We start from the raw sequence: 21,748 nt of genomic DNA, 5'->3' as shown, positions 1-21,748 counted from the left end.
CTGCCTGAAGGCAAGGAAAATCCGGTGGAAGAATCAAAGCTTTTCCCTCGGCCCGATTGCCGATTCCAAAGGGTTAAGTCTGTGGTGATTTCGGCATTCCAGTGGCCGGTTTCCCCGCCGGTTGGAGACATGATAACCAATTCTCCTTGAGCGGTACGCTCCAGCTTCAGGTCAGGATTGGCGGCACAAAGCCGAATAAAATCTGCTCGGCTCAGGGTTGTCAGGGGGGATAGATTCAGAGTCAGAGCAACCATGGCAGGCGTTTGGACACTCCTAAACCATTCTTAGAATGAGTCTAATGGGACCTCAGGATTTGCCCTCTGCTCTTAACCAAGCCACATCTTAACTGGGGTGAGGGGCGGGTTTGGTCAGGCCGATCACCTGAGTGTATGCACCGCGGGCCTGGGTTACACCAATGGTGTGCTCAGCTTTTTCGATCATCGGGCGGCGTAAACTGACCACCAAAAACTGCGCCTGACGAGATTGCTGCCAGATCATATTGGCCAATTTTTCCACATTGGCCCCGTCCAAAAACATATCTACTTCATCAAAGGCGTAAAAGCTGGAAGGGCGGAATCGCTGCAGAGCAAAAATAAAGCTGAGGGCTGTCAAGGATTTTTCTCCTCCCGACATGGCGCTGAGACGGCGCACCGGCTTACCTTTGGGGTGGGCCACCAAGGTTAGACCGCCTGCGAAGGGATCCTCTGGGTTTTCCAATTCCAAATGACCATCCCCATCGGAAAGTTGGGCAAAGATGGTTTGAAAATGGCCGTTGACGGCATGAAAGGCATCCAAGAAGGCTTGCCGACGCAGGGTGGAAAAGTTCTCGATGCGCAGCAACAACTCGGTGCGCTCTTGGTGCAGGGTTTCCAGTTTGGCGCTGAGATCCCGCAGGCGAGCTTGGGTCTGTTCGTATTCGGCAATGGCCAGCATGTTTACCGGCTCCAGGGATCGCAATTGCTCTTCGATTTTGCGTTTTTGCCGCTGCAGCTCGTCTAAGGTCAGGGTGGCGGGCAAGTCGGGCAGCGGATCCGGCAGCTCTTGAACCACCGCTTGCAGTTGGGTTTGCAGTTGGGCCAGCAGAGCCTCCTTTTCCTGTTGTTGGGTGAGGGCGTTGTAGCGTTCCCACTCCAGGCGTTGGATTTGCTGTTGTTGGGCCCGCAATTGGAATTCTTGCCGATCCCGCTCTTGGCGCAGGTGGGAAAGTCGGGCCTCGATCTGGCTTATCTGTTGCCGTTGCTCGGCAAGGTGCTGCTGGATGTGACCAAGGGTGGCTTGGGCTTGGACGATCTGCTCCTGCAGATGGGCTTGGCGCTGTTCGCTCTCTTGCAGGCGCTCCTGGTGGTGCTGGATTTGGGCCTGTTTCAGGTGTTGTTGGCCGGAGTTCTCCTGCTGTTGCCGCTCCAGTTGGGCCAGTTGCTGCTGCAGCTCTGCCAAGCGACTTTCCTGCTGCTGCACCGTCTGCTGCAGTTGCTGCCAATGTTGGTTCACCGGGGATCCCTCCAGTTGGCTGAGCTTGAGGGCGAGATCGGCTAGGCGCTGTTGCAAGGGATCCCAGCGCAGTTGAATCTGCTGGAGCCGCTGCTGGATCTGGTGGCTTTCGCTTTGCCTTTGCGCCAGGGATCCCTGCAGGTGTTGCAGGCGGGCCTGTTGCTTTTGGCAGTCGGCTTGGTGCCGCTCCAGATATTGCTGGGCTTGCAGGGCGTCTTGGCGAGCCAGGAGCAGGGCTTGGGCCAGTTGTTTTTCGCGGGCTTGGGCTGCTTGTAGGCGCAGGGTGAGGGCGGCCAGCAGTTCCTCCAGCTCGGCCAAGCGGGAGCGCAAGGCGGCCTCCTCGGAAGGTTCGCCGGCAGAAAAGTGGATCCCAGCTCGCTGGGGGGCGCTGCCGCCGGTCATGGCGCCCGAAGTTTCCAACAGCTCCCCTTCCAGAGTAACCATGCGGTGCTTGCCGATGTGGGGCTGGGCCAGCTCTAGGCTTTGGAAAACCAGGGTGGAGCCGAACACAAAGCCGAAAACATCCCGGTAGCGCTCTTCAAAACGCACCAAACGAATGGCGTAGTCGATCAGGCCGTCCAATTTCAGGGGGCTGGGGGGGCGGGTGGGCTGGAGCTTATTCAAGGGCAAAAAGGTGGCGCGTCCGGCTTTTTCCCGTTTCAAAAAGTTGACAGCGCTCACGGCCACGGTGTCATCCTCCACCACCACAAAGTGCAGCCGGTTGCCTGCTGCAACCTCCAGGGCCAGTTGATACTGGGGATCCACCTGCCCCAACTGGGCCACCAACCCCAAAACCCCCGGCAGACGGGCACTCAGGATGGCTTGGGTCGCCCGGGATCCCTGGGACTCTTGCAACACTTGGCGGCGGGTTTCCCATTTGTCCAGTTGCCGCTGCTTGGCGTGCAGCTCGACGGTGAGGCGCTCGTGGGTGGCACGATCCAGCTCCAGGCCGGCCTGCAGTTGCGCCAGCTCTTGGGCCAGGGTCTGAACCTGAGCTTCCGACTGTCGGCAAGTGTGTTCCAGCTCGGCGGTGAGGGCCAGGTGGGATCCCAGCCACGCCTCGATCTGGGCAATCTCCGCTTGGATCTCTTGGCTTTGTCGTTCCAGTTGCCGTTGTCGCTCTTGCAGGCGAATTTGCTCCTGTTGGAGAGGCTCCTGTTCAGCGCGGAGTTCCTCAATGTGGCGGGTGAGGTAGCGCTGCTGTTTCACCCAGGCATCAGCGGATTGGGCTAGGGCGCGCAGCTGTTCGCGGCTCTGTTCCAAGCTAATTTGGGCTTTCTGAACCTGGGCCTGCAGGGATCCCTGGGCTTGGGCCAGTTGCTCCTGTTGGCTGTGCAGGTGTTCCAGCTCCGCCTGCAGATGCTGCTGTTGGGTTTGCCGCTCCTGATGTAGGCGCTGCGCTTGCTCGATCTCCTGCTGCCAGGCTGCGATCTGTTGGCTGACCTGTTGCCGTTGTGTTTCGGCGGCGGCGATTTGGGCTTGCAGGTGCAGGTATTCCTCCTCTCCAAGAGCATGGATGCGGCTTTGCAACTCGGCCAGGGCGGCTTCGGCCTGTTGCAAATGATCGTTCAAGGTCTGCACCTGAGCGGTGGCCTGCTCCTGAGCCTCCAGAAGCTGCTGAATGGCCGCCTGGGTTTCTTCCACTTGGGCCTGCAAATGCCGCCAAAGCAACACCTGTTGCTGCTGCTCCAGCGTTTGCAACTGCAGCCGCAGTTGCTGATGGTGTTGGGCCTTTTCGCTCTCTCTGAGCAGCCGCTCTCCTTGAGCTTGCCATTCTTGTTCGATGAGCCGAAAGCGCTCAATTTGTTCCCGTACCGCCTCCAGCTTGCTGTTGGCCTGGGCGATCTTGCGGTCGAAGGTGGCCACCCCCGCCAATTCGTCGATGATCTGCCGCCGTTCCTTGGGGTGCATGGAAATGATACTGGTGACATCCCCCTGTAAAACGACGTTGTAGCCGTTGGGGTAGATGTGCATCGCCTCCAGTTGTTCGTGCAGCTCGCTCAGGGTACAGGGCACATCGTTGATGTAGAAAGTGCTGGTGTAGGGGAGAGAATCCGTCCCGCTATCGCGAGTGGGATCCTCAGCCTTTCCGGGCTTGACCCGCAGCCGGCGACTGACTTTCCATTCCCTGGGCTGGCCATCTTCTCCTGGCCCCAGCTCAAAGGTGACGGAAACGTGGGTTTCCACCTGCCGATTGCCGTTGAGGCTGCCGGAATGCACCAGATCCAAAAGCCTCTCTGCCCGCATCCCCCGCGAGGACGATAACCCCAGCGCGAACAGGATCCCATCCAGGATGTTGGACTTGCCGGAGCCATTGGGGCCGGAAATGACCGTAAAGCCCGGCAGCAGGGGCAACGAGGTGGTGCTGCCAAACGACTTAAATCGGGTCAGCTCAATCCGCTTGATGTACATCACACCCCACATCTAGCGTGGCCACCAGCATATGATGGCAACAGGCTAGCATGGGTAGCAAAAACCTGTGCAGCTCAAGTTTCTTAGGACGGCTTGGCATCTGAGTCTGCACCTGTTGAGTCTACATCTGTGCTGACGAGCAGGTCGGCCTTTTGGAGAAGACGATGCACCTCCGCCCTCAGCTCCGGCCAGCGGTAGGTCAGTAAGTTTGCCTTGGAGATGAACAGCAGCCGGTAGCCGGGTTTCAGGTTTGGGCACAGAGGGCGCAAGATTTCTCGCAACTGGCGGCGCAGCCGATTCCGCTTTACGGCAGATTTGCTCACCTTTCTGCCGATCACCAGCCCCACTTGGCTAGGGATCCCTTCGCACCCTGCGGGCATCGGCTGAAACAGCAGGGTCAAGCCTGCACCGGAACGACGTTGGCCCCCCTGGTAGAGCGCCTGAAAAGCTCGTCGATCCCGCAATCGATGAGGAGCCGGCAACATTGGGCACCGAGGAGAGTCTGCCCCAGAAGTCAGCGAGTTTTGGGCTGCAACGCTCCAAAAAACCAAGACAAATCAAATCTCTGACCAAAGGGCTTAGGAAACCGCCAGGCGATAACGCCCCTTGGCCCGCCGTCGCCGCAAGACCTGACGCCCAGTTGCCGTTCGCATTCTGGCCCGAAACCCAGAAACCCGAATGCGTCTGCGATTGGTGCCACGAAGGGTACGCTGAGTCATGGTGAGAAGCCAACTTATGAATCCAAGATCATTTGCCAGAGCTGACCAGACCGAAATTAGCCCGCTTGAAACTGATCGCAGACGCTTAATCTTAGCAGACTCAATGGAAAATTGCTAGATTGGCCACCCCGCGCCGAGCAGTTAAATTGGGAATCCCGAAGCTCCTGTCGAGGAAGCCGCCGCTGTTTCCTCTGGGCTTCTGCTGTGTCGCTCTGAGTGTGTGGTGTGGATATTTCCCTGGATCAGCTCTGGGATGAAGCCCTGTGTCATCTGCAGGTGCAGCTCAGCCGCCCAACCTTTGAGGCTTGGATCAAAACGGCGCGGGCTGAATCGTTGGTGGACAACCGCCTCACCATCTGTACCCCCAGCGAATGGGCACGGGGCTGGCTGCAAAAGCACTACGCTTCCACCATCACCGAGGTGGTGCAGCGGGTAGCCGGGATCCCTTTGCAGGTGGAGTTTTCCGTTTCCCCCCACGCTTCTGTCGAGGCAGAACCCCCTTCAAGGGCGATTTCCCCAACATCGGGCAGAGCCGGCAGCTTACCTGCCCCCACCACCCTAGGACTGGAAGTCGGAGGCAGCCTGCCGATGCGGGCGCCGGATCTCAACCCCAAGTATTCCTTCTCACGGTTTGTGGTCGGCCCCAACAACCGCATGGCTCACGCTGCAGCTCTGGCTGTGGCCGACAAGCCTGGGCGCGCCTACAACCCCCTGTTTCTCTGCGGCGGGGTAGGGCTGGGCAAAACCCACCTGATGCAGGCCATTGGCCACTACCAGCTAGAGGCAAATCCACAGGCCAAAGTCTTTTACGTGTCCACCGAACGGTTTACCAACGATTTAATCGATGCCATCCGGCGAGACAGCATGCAGTCTTTCCGGGAGCACTATCGGGATGTGGATATTTTATTGGTGGATGACGTTCAATTTATCGAAGGCAAAGAGTACACCCAAGAGGAGTTTTTTCACACCTTTAATACGCTGCACGAGTCCGGCAAGCAGATTGTGCTGGCCGCCGACCGTTCTCCTCATCTGATCCCGCGTCTGCAGGAGCGGCTTTGTTCTCGTTTCTCCATGGGTTTGATTGCGGAAATTCAATCGCCGGATATCGAAACCCGCATGGCCATTCTCAAGAAGAAAGCCGAGTACGAGGGGATGAACCTGCCCGCCGACGTGATCGAGTACATTGCCACCACCTACACCAGCAACATCCGCGAGCTGGAAGGTGCCCTGATCCGCGCCGTCGCCTATGTTTCCATTTCTGGCTTGCCGATGAGTGTAGAGACGATTCAGCCCATCCTCAATCCCCCCAGCGAGCCGAAAGAGATCACCGCCGACATGATTACCGATGTGGTCTGTGAAGAATTCGGCATCGACCGAGAAAGTTTACTGGGATCCTCCCGCAAGCGTGACATCAGCCAAGCACGGCAAATTGCCATGTTCTTGATGCGCCACTACACCAACCTCAGCCTGCCCAAAATTGGCGACTACTTTGGGGGAAAAGATCACACCACCGTCCTCTATAGCTGTGAAAAGGTCAGTCAGCTACAGCGGCAAAGTCTGCAATTTGAACGGCAACTGCAAAAATTGGTCGAGCGCTTGCGGGTGGTTGCCAACAGCCGGAGCAGCTAGGCTTTCTGTTGTCGCTGGGCCGTCTTTGAGGTGTTGTTGCCGCGCTGTGGAGCACCTCCAGCCTTGCCCGTCTGCGTGGAGAATCCCTCGGAAAGCGGCTACAGTAGGGACGCGATGCATGGGGTTGCAGGTGGTGAGACAGTCTGGCAAAGGGCTTCGCCTGGGTATGCTGCTCCTCTGGGCTGGACTGGTGCCTGAGCGGCCGGTTTGGGCCAATTCCCAGCAAGCCCCTATTCCAGATCCGGTGCCGGCCACCCTCTCAGCCGCTTTGGATTTGGGCTTGGATGACCGAATTTTAGAAGACAGCCCCGTGTTGCGCCGCTGGCTGCAAAACCCGCCCAATCTCCTGGAAGAAATCCGCAACACGCCCGTCTTGCCCACCCGCTTGCAGGCCGGCTTTGAGTCATCTTCGCACTGGCGAATCAGCCTACAAGACTTGCGCCTGGGAGATCGCCTCACCCTCAGCGGTGACTATCGCCAATCTTCCGAACATCCCGAAGTGCGCCAGTACGGGTCGGAAATGCGCTACTTTCTGGCCCCCCTGGGATCCCCTTTTAATCTGGCGCCACAACTGGGGTATCGGGCTTTGGAACAAAAGAACCGCAGCCTCAGCGGAGTTAGCTATGGGGCTTTTGCCGTTTTGGCCTTGGCTCCCGGAGCTGCAGATTTGACCGGCAGCTACAGTTGGGTTGCCCCCCAGGAGCCGGAAGAAGGACAGGCCACCCTGGCGGAGATCACCGCTGCCTATGCCATTAGCCCTTCTTTTCGTCTTTCTGCTCGCTATAGCCTGCGCAACTCGACCTTGGATCGGGAGTTTAGCTTTGGCGTTGGGCTGGAGTGGATCCCCTAGCCTGCGCTCTCGCCCTCACTCCCAGGCCCTCTCCCGGTGGAAGAGGAGGGCTGGGGATCGACGCGACTTGGATTTGGGTGATGGCTCCGCTCTGGACTCAATGAATGGCCACCTCAACCCAGCCCAGATCAGAGGCGCACTGCCCGCACAAAGGCCACCCAACCCAAGCTGAGATAACGCTCCAACTGCAGCCCCACCTGTTGAAGGTGCTCGCGCAACTGGGTTTCTGAGAAAAAATGAAGGCCGGTGGCTTCCAGCCATTGCTGCACCATCTGCCCCCATCCCTGGACCTGCTGGCTGTGCATCGAGACAAAGGCTCCTCCCGGTCTCAACACACGGGCAATTTCCCGCAAACAGGGATCCAAAGGCACTTCGTTCAAGGTCGCCCCACTGATCACCGCCCCAAAAGTTCCAGAGGCGAGGGGAAGCTGTTCAGCCCGAGCCCGCATCAGGCTGTAGTGCTGCCAGTGGGGCTGCGCCTGTTGAGCGGCTTCCGCCAATACCCCTGCTGCATTGTCCAGGCCGATCACCGTCCGTTGTGGATCCTTGGCCAGGAGCAAGCGGCTCCAGTACCCCCCGGCAGTGCCCAAATCCAAGATGGGATCCCCCTCCCCCACCAACTCGGCCAGCAGTTGACTCTCCCGCTCGCTCCCAAAGCTCTCTCCCGTCAGCAGCGACAGGGCCCAGGGCCGCCAGAGGCGATCGTAGCCCCAGGCAAACCCAGGCAGATGGGCAATGGCTTGGGCTGGCGTGAGATGCAGGTCCGATGAGCTGCCGATAAAATCCACAGCCCCAGAAGCGGTGATGGGGTAAACCTGGCCGCAACTGGGACAATAAACCCGATCCGCCGCGGATCCCTGTTCCCGCCCTGGTGATTGGGTCAACCCTTCCCGACCGCAGCTCAGGCAGCGATAAAGGTGAACCGGCAAAGCAGAGAGCGAAGAGAGCATGCGACAGCCCAACGCAACCCAAAACTCGCAAGGAAAAGGGGGCAGCTGCCGGGATCCAGCCCCAACAACCCCCCCAGTTGTCTATCTGGCAATGGAGATGGGATCCCCTAGACCAGCTTTGGACTCCGTCCCGCTTCCGCAAGTGGACTGGGCAGGCCGACCTTCTCCGGGATGGGCACATACTCCGAGACAATCGCCCGGAATTCGTCGCCATCCAGGGTTTCCCGTTCCACCAAGGTATCGGCCAATCGATCCAGCAGAGGGCGGTGCTCCAGCAAAATCTGCTTGGCTTTCTGGTAACAGCTCTCCAGGATCTGCCGCACCTGGCGGTCGATCTTGGCGGCCACATCCTCCGAGTACTCGACGCGGTTCATCCAGCCGCCGCCCAAGAATACCTCGTTGTTGGGGGGATCCAGCATCAAGGGCCCCAGCTCAGACATGCCAAAGCGGGTCACCATCTGCCGCACCAGATTCGTGTTCTGCTGCAGGTCGTTGCTGGCTCCGGTGGTCACTTCCGAGTAGCCGAAGACGATCTCTTCGGCCGCCCGACCGCCAAAGCCCACCACCACCCGATCCAGCAGCCAAGCGCGGCTGTACATGCCGGAGTCGATCTGCTCCTCGTTGGGCAGTTGCTGGGCAAAGCCACCTGCGCCGCCGGAACGGGGGATGATGGTCACCTTGTTCAAGGGATCCGCGTGGGGCAAAAGTGTCATCAACAGGGCATGGCCACACTCGTGGTAGGCGATCAGGCGCTTGCTCTTGCCGTCCAGAAGCGGCGGCTTGGTCAGGCCAATGGTGATGCGGTCGATGGCGTCCTCAATGTCTTGGTTGGTGATGGCCATGCGCTGACGGCGGGCCGCCAAAATGGCCGCTTCATTGAGCAGGTTGGCCAGATCCGCGCCGGCAAAGCCGGGGGTACGGCGGGCAATCGCCTCCAGGCTGACCTCTTCCGCCAGCTTCTTGTTGCGGGCATGCACCCGCAAGATCTCGTAGCGCCCCTTGAAACTGGGCCGATCCACCGTAATCTGGCGGTCGAAGCGCCCCGGACGCAAGAGAGCGGCATCCAAAACATCAGGGCGGTTGGTGGCGGCAATCACGATAATGCCGGTGTTGCCCTCAAAGCCGTCCATCTCCGTGAGCAACTGGTTCAGGGTTTGCTCGCGTTCGTCGTTGCCCCCGCCAATGCCGGCCCCCCGCTGCCGGCCCACCGCGTCGATCTCGTCGATGAAGACGATGCAAGGCGCATTCTCCTTGGCCTTCTTGAAGAGATCCCGTACGCGAGAGGCACCCACCCCGACAAACATTTCCACAAACTCAGAGCCGGACAGGCTAAAGAAAGGCACTCCTGCCTCGCCGGCAATGGCCTTGGCCAGAAGGGTTTTGCCCGTCCCCGGCGGCCCCACCAACAACACACCCTTGGGGATCTTGGCCCCAACAGCGGTGAAGCGCTCCGGCTTCTTCAAGAAGGTGACCACCTCTTGCAATTCTTCTTTGGCCTCTTCGATGCCGGCCACATCGTCGAACTTAACGCCGGTTTTGGCTTCCATCTGGAAGCGGGCCCGCGATTTGCCGAAGTTCATTGCCTGCCCAGGGCCGCCCGCTCCAGCACCGGCACGCCGCACGAAAAAGAACAACCCTCCCAACAGCAACAGCGGGATCACCAGGTTGCCCAGAAGCGCCCAAAAGGCGCTGCCATTGCGGGTGGGTACCACTGCCACTTCGATCCCCTGCTCGGTGAGGCGGTCCACCAGTTGCGGTACGGTGTTGGGCAGCAGGTTCACTCGGTAGCGGGTGGAATGCTGGGTCTGGGGATCCACAGCCGTAACTTCAGCTACCAGATTGTTGTCCGTGAGGCGCACATCCGTAACCCGCCCCTCCTCGACGTAGCGCAAAAAGCGATCGTAGGTGAGGGCCGAGGCCAAAGCTGCATGGGCGGGTGCAGGCTGCAGCACCAGGCCGGATCCCTGCCAGAGACAAAAGCCCAGCATGAGGGCGATCAACCAGCGCTGGGGAGATAGAGGCTTGTTCATAGGGAAGAGGAACACCCGGTTATTAAAAGTCCTTTAACAAACTTAACCTGTCCATCCTGGAAGGCACAACCCTGCCCCCGCACCAAGGAGAACTCAATGGGCTTGAGATCTTGTAGGGATCCCTGCCCCATCCGATGCCCGCCACAAGCCTGCAGTTAGGCCGAGCCGGGGGATCCCAGACCATCCAGCCCATAGACGCGCCGCCACATAGAGTCAGCCAGAGCAGCGGGCATGAGCCGCATCAGCCCCAACGCCACCTTACCCCCCGTGAAAGCGGTGTAGCGGTCGGAAGGGTGAGGATCCGTCATCGCCCTCAAGATCGGCTCCACCACTTTTTCCACCGGCCAGGCCATTTTGTTAAACGAGCTGGCCAGCTCGGCAGTCTTGTCCAAGATCGCTTTGTAGGGGCCATTGGGGTTGACAACAGCGGCAAAGGTTTCTTCCGCCACGCGGCCAAACTCGGTGGCTACCGGCCCCGGCTCGATCAAGATGACCTTGATGCCGAAGGGGGCCACTTCCACCCGCAACGCATCGCTGAGGGCCTCCACAGCAAACTTGGTGGCGCTGTAAACGCCACTGAAGGGCATCGACATCTGGCCGGCCACCGAGCTGAGGTTGAGGATGCGGCCACTGCCCCGTTCCCGCATTTGGGGCAAGAGGGCACGGGTGAGAGCATGCAGGCCAAACACATTCACCTCAAACTGGCGCCGCATGGCCGCCACATCCACCTCTTCCACCGGCCCCATCTGGCCATAGCCGGCGTTGTTCACCAGGATATCCACCCGGCCAAAATGATCCAGAGCCTTTTGGGCCAGCGCCTCCACCTGGGCCGTATCGGCCATGTCGGTGGGCACCACCAGCGCCTCCGCTCCCCGACTCTCCACCAAGTCTTTGACGTTTCGCAGCAGCCCTTCCCGGCGGGCCGCCAGCACCAAGCGAGCCCCGCGTTTGGCCGCCTCCAGAGCGACGGCTTCCCCAATTCCAGCAGAGGCGCCGGTAATCAGCACCACCTGATTTGCAAGTGAAGGCATGGTTTCTTTGATCCAAACTCTCCACCATCCTAGAAGAACGACCGGGATCCCTGGAGAGGGGCAGCTCCGTCTTCCGAACTTCTGGATTCGGCATCCGGTATTATGGCTATGGTGGGGTGAGCCCAAAAAACAGCCGGGACAAAGCCCGATAGACAGGTCTCTGCTTGGGCTGAAGTCCTATGGTGCTTTGATTTAAAGTAGAGAGTTGTGTATAGGGTGCAGCGACTGTGAAGTACTTCTGCAGGCGAGTTGGCCGAGGTCGATCTCTCTCCCCGGAAGAGCGTTGGGTTGTTACTGAGGTTCGATTGGCTCAATTGCTCAGGGCAGCGGAAGCCAACTTGCGGGCCAATTCTGAGTTGCGGCAGCAGCAGCAGGAGCAGCAAAAGCAACTGGAAGCCGAGCGCCGCCACAGCGAAGCCCTAAGAGACTCGACCGCCGATTTGCGCACCAGCGTGATGGAGCTGCGGGAAGGACAGGCCCTTTGGCAGAGCCATGTGGAAGAGCTGCGCTCCTGTCTGCGGGAGCTGCTCAAGGAACAAAGCGAACTGGTGCAGATTGTTGCCCAGCAGCAGCACATCCTGAAGGATTGTCAGGAAGTCATCCGCGCCATGCTGGAGCAAATGCGAGATGACCACCGAGACTTCCGCTCTGCCATCAGCATTTTGCTGGAGGAGCTGCACCAAACCGTGCGCTGTTTGGTTATCAGGTCAGGTGGCACCCTACCCAAGCCCGTTCGCCATCCCGAAGTGCCGGAGACGGATCCCGGCTCCCCGCCGACCGATTCGGCCTCGCCTGGGGAAGGCTCTTCGTCCTAGGGATCTTCTGCTCCCCCAAGAGCTATCCCACATCGCCTTCCGGCAGCCACTGCGGCCAGAACAGGCGCAACTCCCTGACCCGCTCCCCTTTGACCAGGAGGGATCCGCCCCCGGAGCGGCTTTGCAGCGGGATCTCGGCAGGAGAGAAGGAGTACACCTGTTCAGACTCCGTGATCACATCCAGTTGCAGATGGGAAGGCCTCTCCAGCTCGGGGGGGAGACCCACCAAGCCCACCAGCACATCCCCTCGGTCGGAGAAGTGAAAGGCCGGCGCGCCCACCGGACTCCGCTCCAAGATGGGGATCTCCTCCAGAGACAAGCGCTTCAGATAGCCCGACCGGCTGGCCAGAACCAGGATCCCTTGGGAGGGCAGCAGCGCCATACCAACTATTCGCTCGGCGCGCCCCAAACGCAGGGCCGGCGATCCCACAGCCGCCCGACCCATCAGGGGAATCTGTTGGACATCCAGCCGCAGCACCCGTCCCCCTGAAGTAGCCAGGACGACGCTGTAGCCTTGGTGGCCGGGATCCCAAAGGGCTGCCCAGCCCAGCTCATCTCCCTCTTTTAGCTTGAGGACGGTGGATCCCCGTTGGGTAAGGCCCATTAGCTCTGCCAGGGCCACCCGCTTGATCCGCCCCTGCCGGCTGAGCACCACCAAACTTGCCTTGCCCGGATCCGGAGCCAACGTGAAGGTGGCAACCATCGGCTCAGGGTTGGGAAGAAGGGTGAGCAGGGGTACCCCCCGTGAAGACCCAGTGCTGAGGGGGATCCCTGCGATGGGCACGGTAAAAGCCTTGCCGCCGGCGGTGAGCACCAAGATTTCCTGCTCCAGCGTGGCGCATTCCAGGCCGACCAGTAGATCCTCCCCCACTTCCCGCTGCGCGGGGTTGCTGCGGGAGCGACGGCCAGGCAGAGGCAGGCGGCGCACATAGCCCTTGCGGGTGAATTGCAGCAGGAAGCGAGTCTCTTCCGTCTCTTCACCGCTGGGGATTTGGGCCACTTCCGCTTCCAGCTCCGAGGCCGAGAGGATCTGGGTACGCCGGGGATCCCCGAAGATTTTCTTCAAGTGGCGCAGCTCTTTTTTCAAATAATTCAAGAGCTTGCGGCGGTCGCTGAGTAGCCCCTGCAGTTCTTCGATGCGGGTCTGCAACTGGGCGTGTTCCTGGTGCAGCCGTTCCCGCTCCAATCCCGTCAGGCGACGCAGAGGCATGGCCAAAATCGTCTCTGCCTGCTGGGGGGTACAGCCCAGGCGAGTTTGCAATTGGGCTTTGGCCGTGGTGCCATCGGGCGCTTGCCGCAGCAGCTCGATCACCCCCTCCAGATCCGCCAGCGCCAGCAACATTCCTGCCACCTCTTCCGCCTTGCGCTGCACCTGCTGCAACTCGGCACGGAACATCCGGTTGAGGGTGGCCTCGCGAAATTGCAAAAAGTGCTGCAGGATCTCTTTGAGGCTCAGCTGCCGCGGTTCCCCGTTCACCAAAGCCAGCAGGATGGCTCCAAAGTTGCTTTGCAAAGGGGTGAGCTTATACAACTGCTGCAAAACCGCCTGTGGGTTGGCCTCTCGCTTCAGCTCCACCACCACGCGAATGCCGCTGCGATCCGACTCATCGCGCAGATCGGCGATGCCGCTGATGCGGTCTTGGTTGGCCAGCTCGGCCACTTTTTCGATCCAGGCGGCTTTGTTCACCTGATAGGGAAACTCGCTGATGACCAGAGCAGGCCGCCGGTGGCGTCCTTTGCCCGGCTGGATCTCCTCAAATCGGGCTACCCCCCGCAGGGTGATGGAACCGCGCCCGGTGAGGTAGGCTTCGCGGATCCCTTGGGTGTCTAAGATTTGGCCGCCGGTGGGAAAATCCGGCCCTGGGATCCACCGCAACAGTTCCTCAGGGCTGAGGTCGGGATGGTCGATCAAAGCCAACAGGCCATCCACCACTTCCCCCAGGTTGTGGGGTGGGATATTGGTGGCCATGCCCACGGCAATGCCGGCAGAGCCGTTGAGCAGCAAAATGGGCAATCGGGCCGGGAGAACGGTGGGCTCCGCCTGGGATCCGTCGAAATTGGGCATGAAATCGACGATCTCTTCCGACACCTGCTCCAGAAGCGCTGTGTGGCTCAGCTCCGCCAGCCGGCACTCCGTGTAGCGCATAGCCGCCGGCGGGTCATCATCCACAGAGCCGAAGTTGCCGTGTCCCGCCACCAGGGGATAGCGGCTGGAAAAGTCTTGCACCATGCGCACCAGCGCGTCATAAACTGCCTGATCCCCGTGGGGGTGATATTTCCCCAGCACATCCCCCACCACCCGTGCGCATTTGCGGTAGGGGCGATCCGGCGTCAGGCCCAGCTCGTGCATGGCGTAGAGGATGCGGCGGTGTACCGGCTTGAGGCCATCCCGCACATCCGGCAAGGCCCGCCCCACGATCACGCTCATGGCGTATTCCAGGTAGGAGCGCTGCATCTCCCCCTGCAAATCGGTTACAATCACCCGACCCAGACGGGATCCCCCATTCGATCCCAATCCCAGTCCGTCGAGAGTCAGTTGCTGAGTCATGGCACAAAGGAGCGGAACGCTTTCCAGGTTACTCTATCCGCTTCTGCGGGCCCCGCGAGAGGGATCCCATCTCATCCCATCTCACATCCCATCTCAATAGAGATAGAGAAGAAGCGAAGAAGTTGAGAGCAGACCGAACCCCGCAACTCCCGCCTCGTGCTATGACTTGAAGCGGCAGCATCCACCTCAACCCCCCCATGGTCGACACTCCCATCCGCTTTGGCACCGACGGCTGGCGAGCCGTGATTGCCGATGCCTTTACTTTCCAAAACTTGGCCCTTGCCGCCCAGGCCAGCGCCCAAGTGTTGGCCCGCACCTACCCCGGCGAAGGGATCCTGGTCGGCTACGACAACCGCTTTCTCTCGGAACGCTTTGCCGCCCACACTGCTGAGGTGGTGGCCCGCCTGGGGATCCCAGTTTACCTCTCCACCTGTGTGGCCCCAACGCCGGCCTTTAGCTGGGGTGCCAAGGAGCGGGGCTGCCACGGCGCTTTGGTGATCACCGCCAGCCACAACCCCCCCCACTATTCCGGCCTCAAGGTCAAGGGGGGATTCGGTGGATCCGTGCCGCCGGAAGTTACCGCCGCCATCGAGCAGGATATGCGCCACCTGCAACCTCTGGGATCCCACAAGGCCCCCATCCACACCTGGGATCCCTGGCCCGGCTACCTGGCTCAGCTCAGCCGCTTTGTGGATCTGGAAAAGCTCAAAGGATCCCCGGCCAAGATTTGGGTGGATGTCATGTTTGGCTCTGGCGCTGGCGGCCTCACCCGTCTGTTGGGGGAGAAGGTCATTGAGTTGCAGGCGCATCGGGATCCCTTGTTTGGGGGATTTCCCCCCGAGCCCTTGCCCCAAAACCTGCAGGCTTCTGCTCAGATCATCGCGGCGGATCCCGCCCCCTTGAAAATGGGTTTGGTCTTTGATGGGGATGCCGACCGCATTGCGGCTCTCGATGGGCAAGGCCATTTCCTCAGCCCGCAGATCCTGATCCCCATCTTGATCGACCACCTGGCCGGGCGACGCGGCTTGCGGGGCGAGATTGTCAAAACCATCAGCGGCTCCGAACTGTTTGTTAAAGTTGCACAGCACTATGGCCTACCGGTTACGGAAATGCCGGTGGGCTTTAAGTACATCGCCGAGCGCATGATGAGCACAGAGGTGCTGTTGGGCGGAGAAGAATCGGGCGGCATCGGCTACTTGGGCCACATTCCCGAGCGGGATGCCCTGCTTTCGGCCCTGTATCTCATCGAAGCGGTTACGGAAACCGGCCAAGATCTCAGCGCCATCTACCGGGCTTTGCAGGAACGGGAAGGGTTCACCTCTGTTTACCTGCGCCGCGATCTCCACCTCGCCGATCAAAATCAACAAACTGAGTTATTCAAACGGCTACAGATGGATCCCCCGGCTGAGATTTTGGGGCAGAAGGTGATCAAACATTTTGATCGCGACGGCCACAAATTCGTCCTCGCCGATGGAAGCTGGGTGATGATTCGCGGCAGCGGCACCGAGCCTCTGCTGAGGTTGTACTCAGAAGCGAAAGACCTAGAAGCAGTGAACGCCCTCCTGGATTGGGCAGCCGCCTTGATCGGCCAGGTTGATTGAGGTTGATGCGGATCCCTTGCGTGGTGGCCGCATCCTAACCCTGTGTTTTTGGATTCTCCTCAAACCCACAGCCGCGGGCTAAGGGACGAAGGTCACACTCACAGCCGGCGCTATCACTGGGGCTGCCTCGTTGCTGATGAGTGTGGTAGGAGGATTGATGTACGTACCTGGTGTGCTAGAAGTAACGTTCACTGAAATCATGCACATAGTGTTAACAGGCAGAGTTCCATTCGAGAAAGCAATAGACGTTCCATTCGCAGCCACGTTAAGTACACCACTGCAAGTAGTGGTGAAAACGAGAGGAGCAGCAATAAAGAGCCCAGGAGGTAAGTTGTCTGTAAAGGCAAGGCCGGTCAGAGGGGTAGCCGTGTTGTTGGTGATGGTAAAGGTCAAAGGTACAGAAGTATTAATATTAATTGGAGTAAGTGGAACTGGAAATGCTTTAGTGAAAACCGGAGAAGTTGCACCCACCACGAGAGTTACAGTCCCACTTTGCGCAGGGGGAGCTTGGGCGCTGGTGAGAGTTACAGGAGGATTGACGTAAGTGCCTGGAGTCCCAGCAACAACCTGAACAGTCACTGCACAAGTTGCATTGGCAGCCAGTTTTCCATCGCTCAGGGCAATTGAGGTTCCGCCTGCACTAGCTGTGCCATCACAGGTATTGGTGATGTTAAGCGGAGTGGCAACAAGCAACCCTGCAGGCAGGCTGTCTGCAAAGTTGAGGCCGGTTAGTTGAATCCCTGAGTTATTAACAATCGTGAAGATAACCGTTACAGTTACAGGGGCACCCACTGCTGAAGCAGGATTAAAGCTCTTAGTAAACATCGGGGCAGCCAAGGGGCCTGGGGGCAAGCCAATGATACTGGGAGAGGGGTTCGGGCTGGGCAGGGGAGGGATCGTCGGTGCCGACACAGGAGGGGGCACAAGAGGGCTGGGTTGACCTGGGGGAACAGATCCAATCGGAGGAGTGGATGGCAGCCCTACCCCCGTTCCTCCGGGTTCCGTATTTGGGTTTTGCACAGGGATGATTGGCCCTGGCAGCGAGCTGATTGGATTCCCCTCTTTAGTTTGTTGACAAGCTGTTAGCAAGCCCAAGCACAAGCAAGCCAAAACCCCAGCTACTTTTCCCGTTTTCATTCCCTCATCCTCCTGCCATTCAACTCTCTCGTGGCACAAACCCAAACAGCCTTACTCAGCTCTAGCTTAGGGGGCTTGGGCGTCCGCTTCCAGCCTCAGAGCTTGACCAAATGAATCTCGAATGACCACGATTACCAAAACCGTTTCTCCCGCAGCAACGTTGGTGTTGTAGGCGGCTAGACCCGCCGGAAAGGTGAAGCCGTTGGTAAGCGTGATCCCGTTGATTCTGTCGTCGTAGCTATTGCCTCTGCCTATCAGCGTATTTCTAAACTGCTCAATTGCCGTCGGCAAAAAGATGCTGGTAATATCCGTGCCGCGACTGATGTTAAAAAACTGAACCTCTACGCTCCTGATCACTCCTGGAGCACGTAAGCCGGCCAAGGTGATAGTTACAAAGGCGGATCCCACTGATGAAAGATTAAACCCCCCAGTTAGACTAGGCGGATCCGGAAGGTCGGGTTGAACCGGCGGCGGGGTGATGGGGGCAAAGTCCGGCCCTGGGCGAAAGGTGATAGGCGTGAGATTGGGGGCAATCGTGGGGGCAACGGCCACAGGAGGAGGCGTGGCACCGCTAGAAGCCAGTAGAGGCGGCACCCCGCTGGTGGTCTCGCTACTGCAGCCGGTAATCAGCGCAACCGAAGCACAGGTTGCCCAAAGAGAGAGGCCGCCACGGCCAAGGGCTGAGCCAAAACGTCGTCTCATCGAAAAATCTCCACTCACTCACACCACAGCAAACGTCTTAGGCAGCGTCCAGCAGGGATCCACCGAGCTTGCTCAAGTCTTATGCATCTGCACAATTTCAAGGGGGGATGCCTGCTGTTAGTTCTACTGCATCCTAGAGCGTTGTCAAGCGAGCGGCAGAGCAAATGCAAGAAATTGTTCTGGAAATGGCCCATCCCCTACATATGGGGTATCATAGCCTCGAGCAGGGGCGGCCAGCTTACCTGTAGCGTTAGGGGTTGGGTGCCTTCTCCCCATTTTGTGTGTGGATTTGCCCAGATTTAAGGTGTGTGAGGAAGTGCCGTATGAACTTCAAAGGTCGCTCGTTGGCGGTTTTGTGTGGAGTCTTGCTGCTAGGCGGCTGCGGAGAAGTTAATGAGTCTCCGACCTTGCCTGGGCCCGTCCAGGTAGATCCGGCTGCCTTTGTCTCGGCCCAAGAGTATCGCTTTACCCCCGGCTCAGTGCTGGAGACCACCAGCCTGCGGCTGGACTATGTCAATCCGAGGTTTGACAATGGGATCCCTGTGCGTACCAACCCCTTGCAGGGAAGCGGTGAAGCTCGCATCGCCAATGTTGAAGCCCGCATCTTGCCCGTGAACGAGATCCCAGCCAGTGAGCTGACAATCGACTCCACCCTTCGCTCCAGCACGCTGGCCATCCAAATTGGGCGAACCACACCGCTGGTGAATATCACTGCCTTTGGACCCAACGACGGCAGGCTATCTACGCAATTCAATATCGCCGGGCTGGTTGCAATTTCGACCCTCCCCAACGACCAGCGCATTCGGGTGAACACCACCTTCAGGGCTATCCGAGATGACGGCACTGTTTTAACGCTTTTAACGCTCACCGTGCGCCGCATTTTGGTGAACAGGAATGGCAATCAGGTCGTTCTCGAGGGAGATTCTTCTCTCATTGTCCCTACCACAGGGGTACTCTATGAAGATCCTGGCCCCAACGGCAACCCACCAGCAGGAAGCTTTGTCAACCCTCCTCCACCTCAAGGTCCTGTAGTCGCTATTCTCCAAACGGGCAATTTCTCCGCGAGCTTTGTGGTGCGGCAGCGAGGTGTTGCGGGCGATGGCACTCCCGAGGACGCCTTGGCTCTCTTTGCCCGCCTAAACTTCCGGCCCAACCAGGCGGAGATCGTCTATCGTCCCGCCCAGGTGGGTACGCAGTCGGTACTGTTTGCTCCGGATCCGACTCGACTGAACATCTTGCCCAATCAGTTGGTTCGCATCCGCCGCCTGTTGAACGGTCGTGTTCAAGCGGAGTTTGATCCGGCCAACACCAGCACAGTTCTCAACTTTGTGCAGGTCAGCCCTCCACCGCGACCTTTCCCCACCCCAATTCCTCAGTTACCTGTCCCTACTCCTGGACCGGGTGCTCCAACAGCCTTTGACTACTTTTTCTCATTACGAACTGAAAGGGAAGAAGGCGGGGGTACTCCAGTTGTTTTGCAGGGCATCGTGCCTGCAACGGGGGATTTCCTCTTCCGCACCTTGGCCGGAGCACAGTTATCAGGGCCGTTTAACCGGCTTGATATTGGTGGGGGAACACAAAGAGGAAATCTGAACCTTGTCTTCGATTCAACGACCTCTGCTGAGCGCATTTCCGGCCAGTGGTTCATAGAACAGGAGTTCCCTACTAACAACCTTGAAGCTAGAGAAGGGGCCATTTTGATCATCCGTGGGTTCTTTGAGGGAACTGAGGTGCGGCTGTAACCCAGGCAACCCGTCTGATCCCAGAGCAGGGATCCGCTCTGGCTTGGCCCTTGTGGCTGAGCCTTTTTTGTCCGTTAAAGATTTGGTAGATCGCTGAGCACCACCTGTGCGCAGTTGTGGCCAGGGATCCCGGTCACTCCGCCTCCTGGGTGCGCTCCTGAACCGCAGAGGTAAAGGCCGGGAATGGGGGATCGATAGTCGGCCAGGCCGGAGATGGGCCGCAGGTTGTAGCTTTGATCCGGCGTCATTTCCCCGTGAAAAATGCTGCCCCCCACAAGGCCGAAGCGGGCCTCCAGATCCAGGGGCGACAACATCTGCCGTGCGATCACGGCGTTTTTAATGTTGGGGGCAAATTGGGCAATTTTGTCGATTACCCGATCGGCAAATTCCTCCCGTAGGCCATCGTTCCAGTCTCGCCCTTTGGGTTGGTAAGGCACAAACTGGCAGAAGCAGGAGAGAATGTGCTTGCCTGGGGGAGCCATTGTCGGGTCGGTGGGGGATTGGCTGTAGATCTCGATAAACGGATCCCGGGAAGGGATCCCGTACTTGCAGTCATCCCAAGCCCGCTCCAGATAGGCCACCGAGGGGGCAATATCCACTGTGGCAGAGCTGACAACTTCTGGGGGCACTTCAGCAGGGGCCGCCGTGTAGCGGGGCAGTTCCTCCAGGGCCAAGTTGAGCTTGTACACCGGGCCTGAGGTGCGGTAGTGCCGTTCTAGCCGGTCACGCAAGTCTGGGGGCAAAGAGGAGCAGAGTCGCAAAAAGGTGATTTGGGGATGGGCATTGGAGAGAACCGCCCGCGCCCGCACGGTTTCCCCCGATTCGAGGACGACTCCAGTAGCCTGCCCACTCTCCATCAAGATCTCCGCCACTGGAGCAGACGTGCGGATCTCCACCCCTAAGTCCAGAGCTGCCTTGGCCATCGCTTGGGTAATGGATCCCATCCCACCGCGCACATAGCCCCAGACCCCACGCGAGCCAATGGCCCGACCTACCGCATGGACCAGCCAGATGTAGGGCGTACCTGGAGTCATCGGCCCGGCTGAGGTGCCGATCAAAGATTGGGGAGCCATCGCCGCCTTGACCTGCTCCGACTCGAAGAACTCATCCAGGAGATCAGTGGTCGAGAGGAGCATGATGCGGCGGAAATCGTCTTCATAGCCAGCAGCTGCAAAGCGATCCGCCAGTTGGCCCAGTGAAATCGGCGGCTGCATCAAAGTTGGCTCCACCACCTCGTTCACCCGATCCCAAAACTCCTCCCAGCGGTCGTAGGCTTCCGCATCTTTGCGGGAAAACTTGGCAATTTCCGCCTTGCTCTTGGCGCGGTTATCGGCATACAGGAAGAGGTGCTGCCCATCCGGGAAGGGCATGAAATAGGAAGGTTGCTTGGCGTAGACCTCAAAGCCATAGTCCGGCAGGCGCAGATCGCGAATGATCTCCGGTCGCAGCAAACTACAGGAATAGGAAGCCACCGACACGCGAAAGCCTGGGTGAATTTCTTCCGTAATGGCAGCACCACCAACGGTGTGATAGCGCTCCAGCACTAGCACTTTTTGCCCCGCTTTGGCCAAATAGCAAGCGCTCACCAGCCCGTTATGCCCGGCCCCAATCACCACCGCGTCGTAGCTCATCGACAATCCTTCTGCAAACGCTTCTGATACATTTACGCTGAACACTGCTGAGCATTACTGCTCAGCGGTGAAGCGATAGCATTCTGCCCGTTTCCGTTGTCGCTACGCGACGCTAACGCGACCGCGTCAGCGGGACGGAGTCCGAACAGAAAGGCGGTATCCCGCAAAGCCCTGAGCATTACACCCAGAGCGCCTTGCCAGTCCCGTGGTAGCTTGTGTCCGCATCTTGGGCAGACAAACACCTTTGCGCCACCCAACTTGGTGTGGATGTGCCCGCACTTAGTACAGGTTTTGCTGGTGTACGCTTCCGATACTTCCACGACAACCACGTTTTTCTTTTGGGCTTGGAACTTCAGGAACTGCTTGAACCGATAGTGCGCCCAGGTGAGCATCGCCCTTGCTGTCTTGCTACCAAACTTCCTCCCCGCCTTGGCAACCATCTTGGCTGACTCGAAAGTGG

Annotated in this window: 17 protein-coding genes; 5 read left to right on the top strand and 12 right to left on the bottom strand. The window is 59.1% G+C overall.

Annotation, left to right across the window (positions count from 1 at the left end):
- The 4 genes from NW839_RS07020 to rpmH form a co-directional block, all read right to left on the bottom strand.
- A partial coding sequence (locus NW839_RS07020) for a Uma2 family endonuclease (RefSeq protein ID WP_414342202.1) occupies positions 1–254 on the bottom strand: 254 nt, incomplete at its 3' end.
- 88 nt (positions 255–342) lie between these two features.
- Complete coding sequence (gene smc, locus NW839_RS07015) at positions 343–3,906, bottom strand: chromosome segregation protein SMC (RefSeq protein WP_414380543.1); 3,564 nt, start codon at positions 3,904–3,906, stop codon at positions 343–345.
- An 80-nt stretch (positions 3,907–3,986) separates the two neighbouring features.
- Positions 3,987–4,388 carry a ribonuclease P protein component gene (gene rnpA, locus NW839_RS07010; RefSeq protein WP_011434476.1) on the bottom strand — a complete coding sequence of 134 codons (402 nt, stop codon included), beginning with the start codon at positions 4,386–4,388 and terminating at the stop codon, positions 3,987–3,989.
- Between the two features lie 93 nt (positions 4,389–4,481).
- Positions 4,482–4,622, bottom strand: coding sequence for a 50S ribosomal protein L34 (gene rpmH, locus NW839_RS07005; RefSeq protein ID WP_011434477.1), 141 nt, complete (start codon positions 4,620–4,622; stop codon positions 4,482–4,484).
- A gap of 225 nt (positions 4,623–4,847) precedes the next feature.
- On the opposite strand from rpmH, the gene dnaA reads away from it, so the two are divergent.
- Together dnaA and NW839_RS06995 are read left to right on the top strand one after the other, a co-directional pair.
- On the top strand, positions 4,848–6,251 hold the full coding sequence (gene dnaA, locus NW839_RS07000) for a chromosomal replication initiator protein DnaA (RefSeq protein ID WP_414350059.1): 1,404 nt from the start codon (positions 4,848–4,850) through the stop codon (positions 6,249–6,251).
- Positions 6,252–6,381: 130 nt separating this feature from the next.
- Positions 6,382–7,101, top strand: a complete 720-nt coding sequence (locus NW839_RS06995; RefSeq protein ID WP_414350058.1) for a hypothetical protein — start codon at positions 6,382–6,384, stop codon at positions 7,099–7,101.
- A 128-nt stretch (positions 7,102–7,229) separates the two neighbouring features.
- On the opposite strand, the gene NW839_RS06990 is transcribed toward NW839_RS06995, so the two are convergent.
- The 3 genes from NW839_RS06990 to NW839_RS06980 all read right to left on the bottom strand — a co-directional run bounded on the left by NW839_RS06990 (position 7,230) and on the right by NW839_RS06980 (position 11,112).
- Positions 7,230–8,051: a class I SAM-dependent methyltransferase gene (locus NW839_RS06990; protein ID WP_414350057.1), complete on the bottom strand. Its 822-nt coding sequence runs from the start codon at positions 8,049–8,051 to the stop codon at positions 7,230–7,232.
- 107 nt (positions 8,052–8,158) lie between these two features.
- Positions 8,159–10,081 (bottom strand): ATP-dependent zinc metalloprotease FtsH, encoded by a 1,923-nt coding sequence (ftsH, locus tag NW839_RS06985; protein ID WP_414350056.1) that lies wholly within the window; start codon positions 10,079–10,081, stop codon positions 8,159–8,161.
- A gap of 155 nt (positions 10,082–10,236) precedes the next feature.
- Entirely contained in the window at positions 10,237–11,112 is an 876-nt protein-coding gene (locus NW839_RS06980; RefSeq protein WP_414350055.1) for an SDR family NAD(P)-dependent oxidoreductase, read from the bottom strand.
- Between the two features lie 305 nt (positions 11,113–11,417).
- Here NW839_RS06980 and NW839_RS06975 point away from each other — a divergent pair, with 305 nt between their 5' ends.
- Positions 11,418–11,927, top strand: coding sequence for a hypothetical protein (locus tag NW839_RS06975; RefSeq protein WP_414342192.1), 510 nt, complete (start codon positions 11,418–11,420; stop codon positions 11,925–11,927).
- Between the two features lie 22 nt (positions 11,928–11,949).
- Here NW839_RS06975 and NW839_RS06970 read toward each other — a convergent pair whose 3' ends face one another.
- Entirely contained in the window at positions 11,950–14,475 is a 2,526-nt protein-coding gene (locus NW839_RS06970; protein WP_414350054.1) for a DNA gyrase/topoisomerase IV subunit A, read from the bottom strand.
- A 197-nt stretch (positions 14,476–14,672) separates the two neighbouring features.
- Here NW839_RS06970 and NW839_RS06965 point away from each other — a divergent pair, with 197 nt between their 5' ends.
- Positions 14,673–16,076, top strand: a complete 1,404-nt coding sequence (locus NW839_RS06965; RefSeq protein WP_414350053.1) for a phosphoglucomutase/phosphomannomutase family protein — start codon at positions 14,673–14,675, stop codon at positions 16,074–16,076.
- Positions 16,077–16,154: 78 nt separating this feature from the next.
- On the opposite strand, the gene NW839_RS06960 is transcribed toward NW839_RS06965, so the two are convergent.
- Together NW839_RS06960 and NW839_RS06955 are read right to left on the bottom strand one after the other, a co-directional pair.
- Positions 16,155–16,901 carry a hypothetical protein gene (locus NW839_RS06960; RefSeq protein WP_414350052.1) on the bottom strand — a complete coding sequence of 249 codons (747 nt, stop codon included), beginning with the start codon at positions 16,899–16,901 and terminating at the stop codon, positions 16,155–16,157.
- 378 nt (positions 16,902–17,279) lie between these two features.
- On the bottom strand, positions 17,280–17,915 hold the full coding sequence (locus NW839_RS06955) for a hypothetical protein (RefSeq protein ID WP_414350051.1): 636 nt from the start codon (positions 17,913–17,915) through the stop codon (positions 17,280–17,282).
- 323 nt (positions 17,916–18,238) lie between these two features.
- Between NW839_RS06955 and NW839_RS06950 the strand changes: the two genes are divergently transcribed.
- Positions 18,239–19,657, top strand: coding sequence for a hypothetical protein (locus NW839_RS06950; protein ID WP_414350050.1), 1,419 nt, complete (start codon positions 18,239–18,241; stop codon positions 19,655–19,657).
- Positions 19,658–19,731: 74 nt separating this feature from the next.
- Here the strand turns inward: NW839_RS06950 and NW839_RS06945 are convergent, their stop codons facing one another.
- A complete protein-coding gene (locus NW839_RS06945) occupies positions 19,732–21,288 on the bottom strand; it encodes a phytoene desaturase family protein (protein ID WP_414350049.1) in 1,557 nt (518 codons plus the stop codon).
- Between the two features lie 32 nt (positions 21,289–21,320).
- A partial coding sequence (locus tag NW839_RS06940) for a zinc ribbon domain-containing protein (protein ID WP_414380541.1) occupies positions 21,321–21,748 on the bottom strand: 428 nt, incomplete at its 5' end.

Source organism: Synechococcus sp. R5-15 (assembly GCF_047462035.1).
GTDB lineage: Bacteria > Cyanobacteriota > Cyanobacteriia > Thermostichales > Thermostichaceae > Thermostichus.
The sequence above is the reverse complement of the archived record's forward strand: the minus strand, read 5'-3'. Positions and strand labels throughout refer to the sequence as shown.

Coding starts and splice junctions, on each gene's coding strand:
- rnpA (WP_011434476.1), bottom strand. CDS start 4,388: ATGTTGCCGGCTCCTCATCGATTGCGGGATCGACGAGCTTTTCAGGCG.
- rpmH (WP_011434477.1), bottom strand. CDS start 4,622: ATGACTCAGCGTACCCTTCGTGGCACCAATCGCAGACGCATTCGGGTT.
- NW839_RS06990 (WP_414350057.1), bottom strand. CDS start 8,051: ATGCTCTCTTCGCTCTCTGCTTTGCCGGTTCACCTTTATCGCTGCCTG.
- ftsH (WP_414350056.1), bottom strand. CDS start 10,081: ATGAACAAGCCTCTATCTCCCCAGCGCTGGTTGATCGCCCTCATGCTG.
- NW839_RS06980 (WP_414350055.1), bottom strand. CDS start 11,112: ATGCCTTCACTTGCAAATCAGGTGGTGCTGATTACCGGCGCCTCTGCT.
- NW839_RS06970 (WP_414350054.1), bottom strand. CDS start 14,475: ATGACTCAGCAACTGACTCTCGACGGACTGGGATTGGGATCGAATGGG.
- NW839_RS06965 (WP_414350053.1), top strand. CDS start 14,673: ATGGTCGACACTCCCATCCGCTTTGGCACCGACGGCTGGCGAGCCGTG.
- NW839_RS06960 (WP_414350052.1), bottom strand. CDS start 16,901: ATGTTTACTAAGAGCTTTAATCCTGCTTCAGCAGTGGGTGCCCCTGTA.
- NW839_RS06955 (WP_414350051.1), bottom strand. CDS start 17,915: ATGAGACGACGTTTTGGCTCAGCCCTTGGCCGTGGCGGCCTCTCTCTT.
- NW839_RS06950 (WP_414350050.1), top strand. CDS start 18,239: ATGAACTTCAAAGGTCGCTCGTTGGCGGTTTTGTGTGGAGTCTTGCTG.
- NW839_RS06945 (WP_414350049.1), bottom strand. CDS start 21,288: ATGAGCTACGACGCGGTGGTGATTGGGGCCGGGCATAACGGGCTGGTG.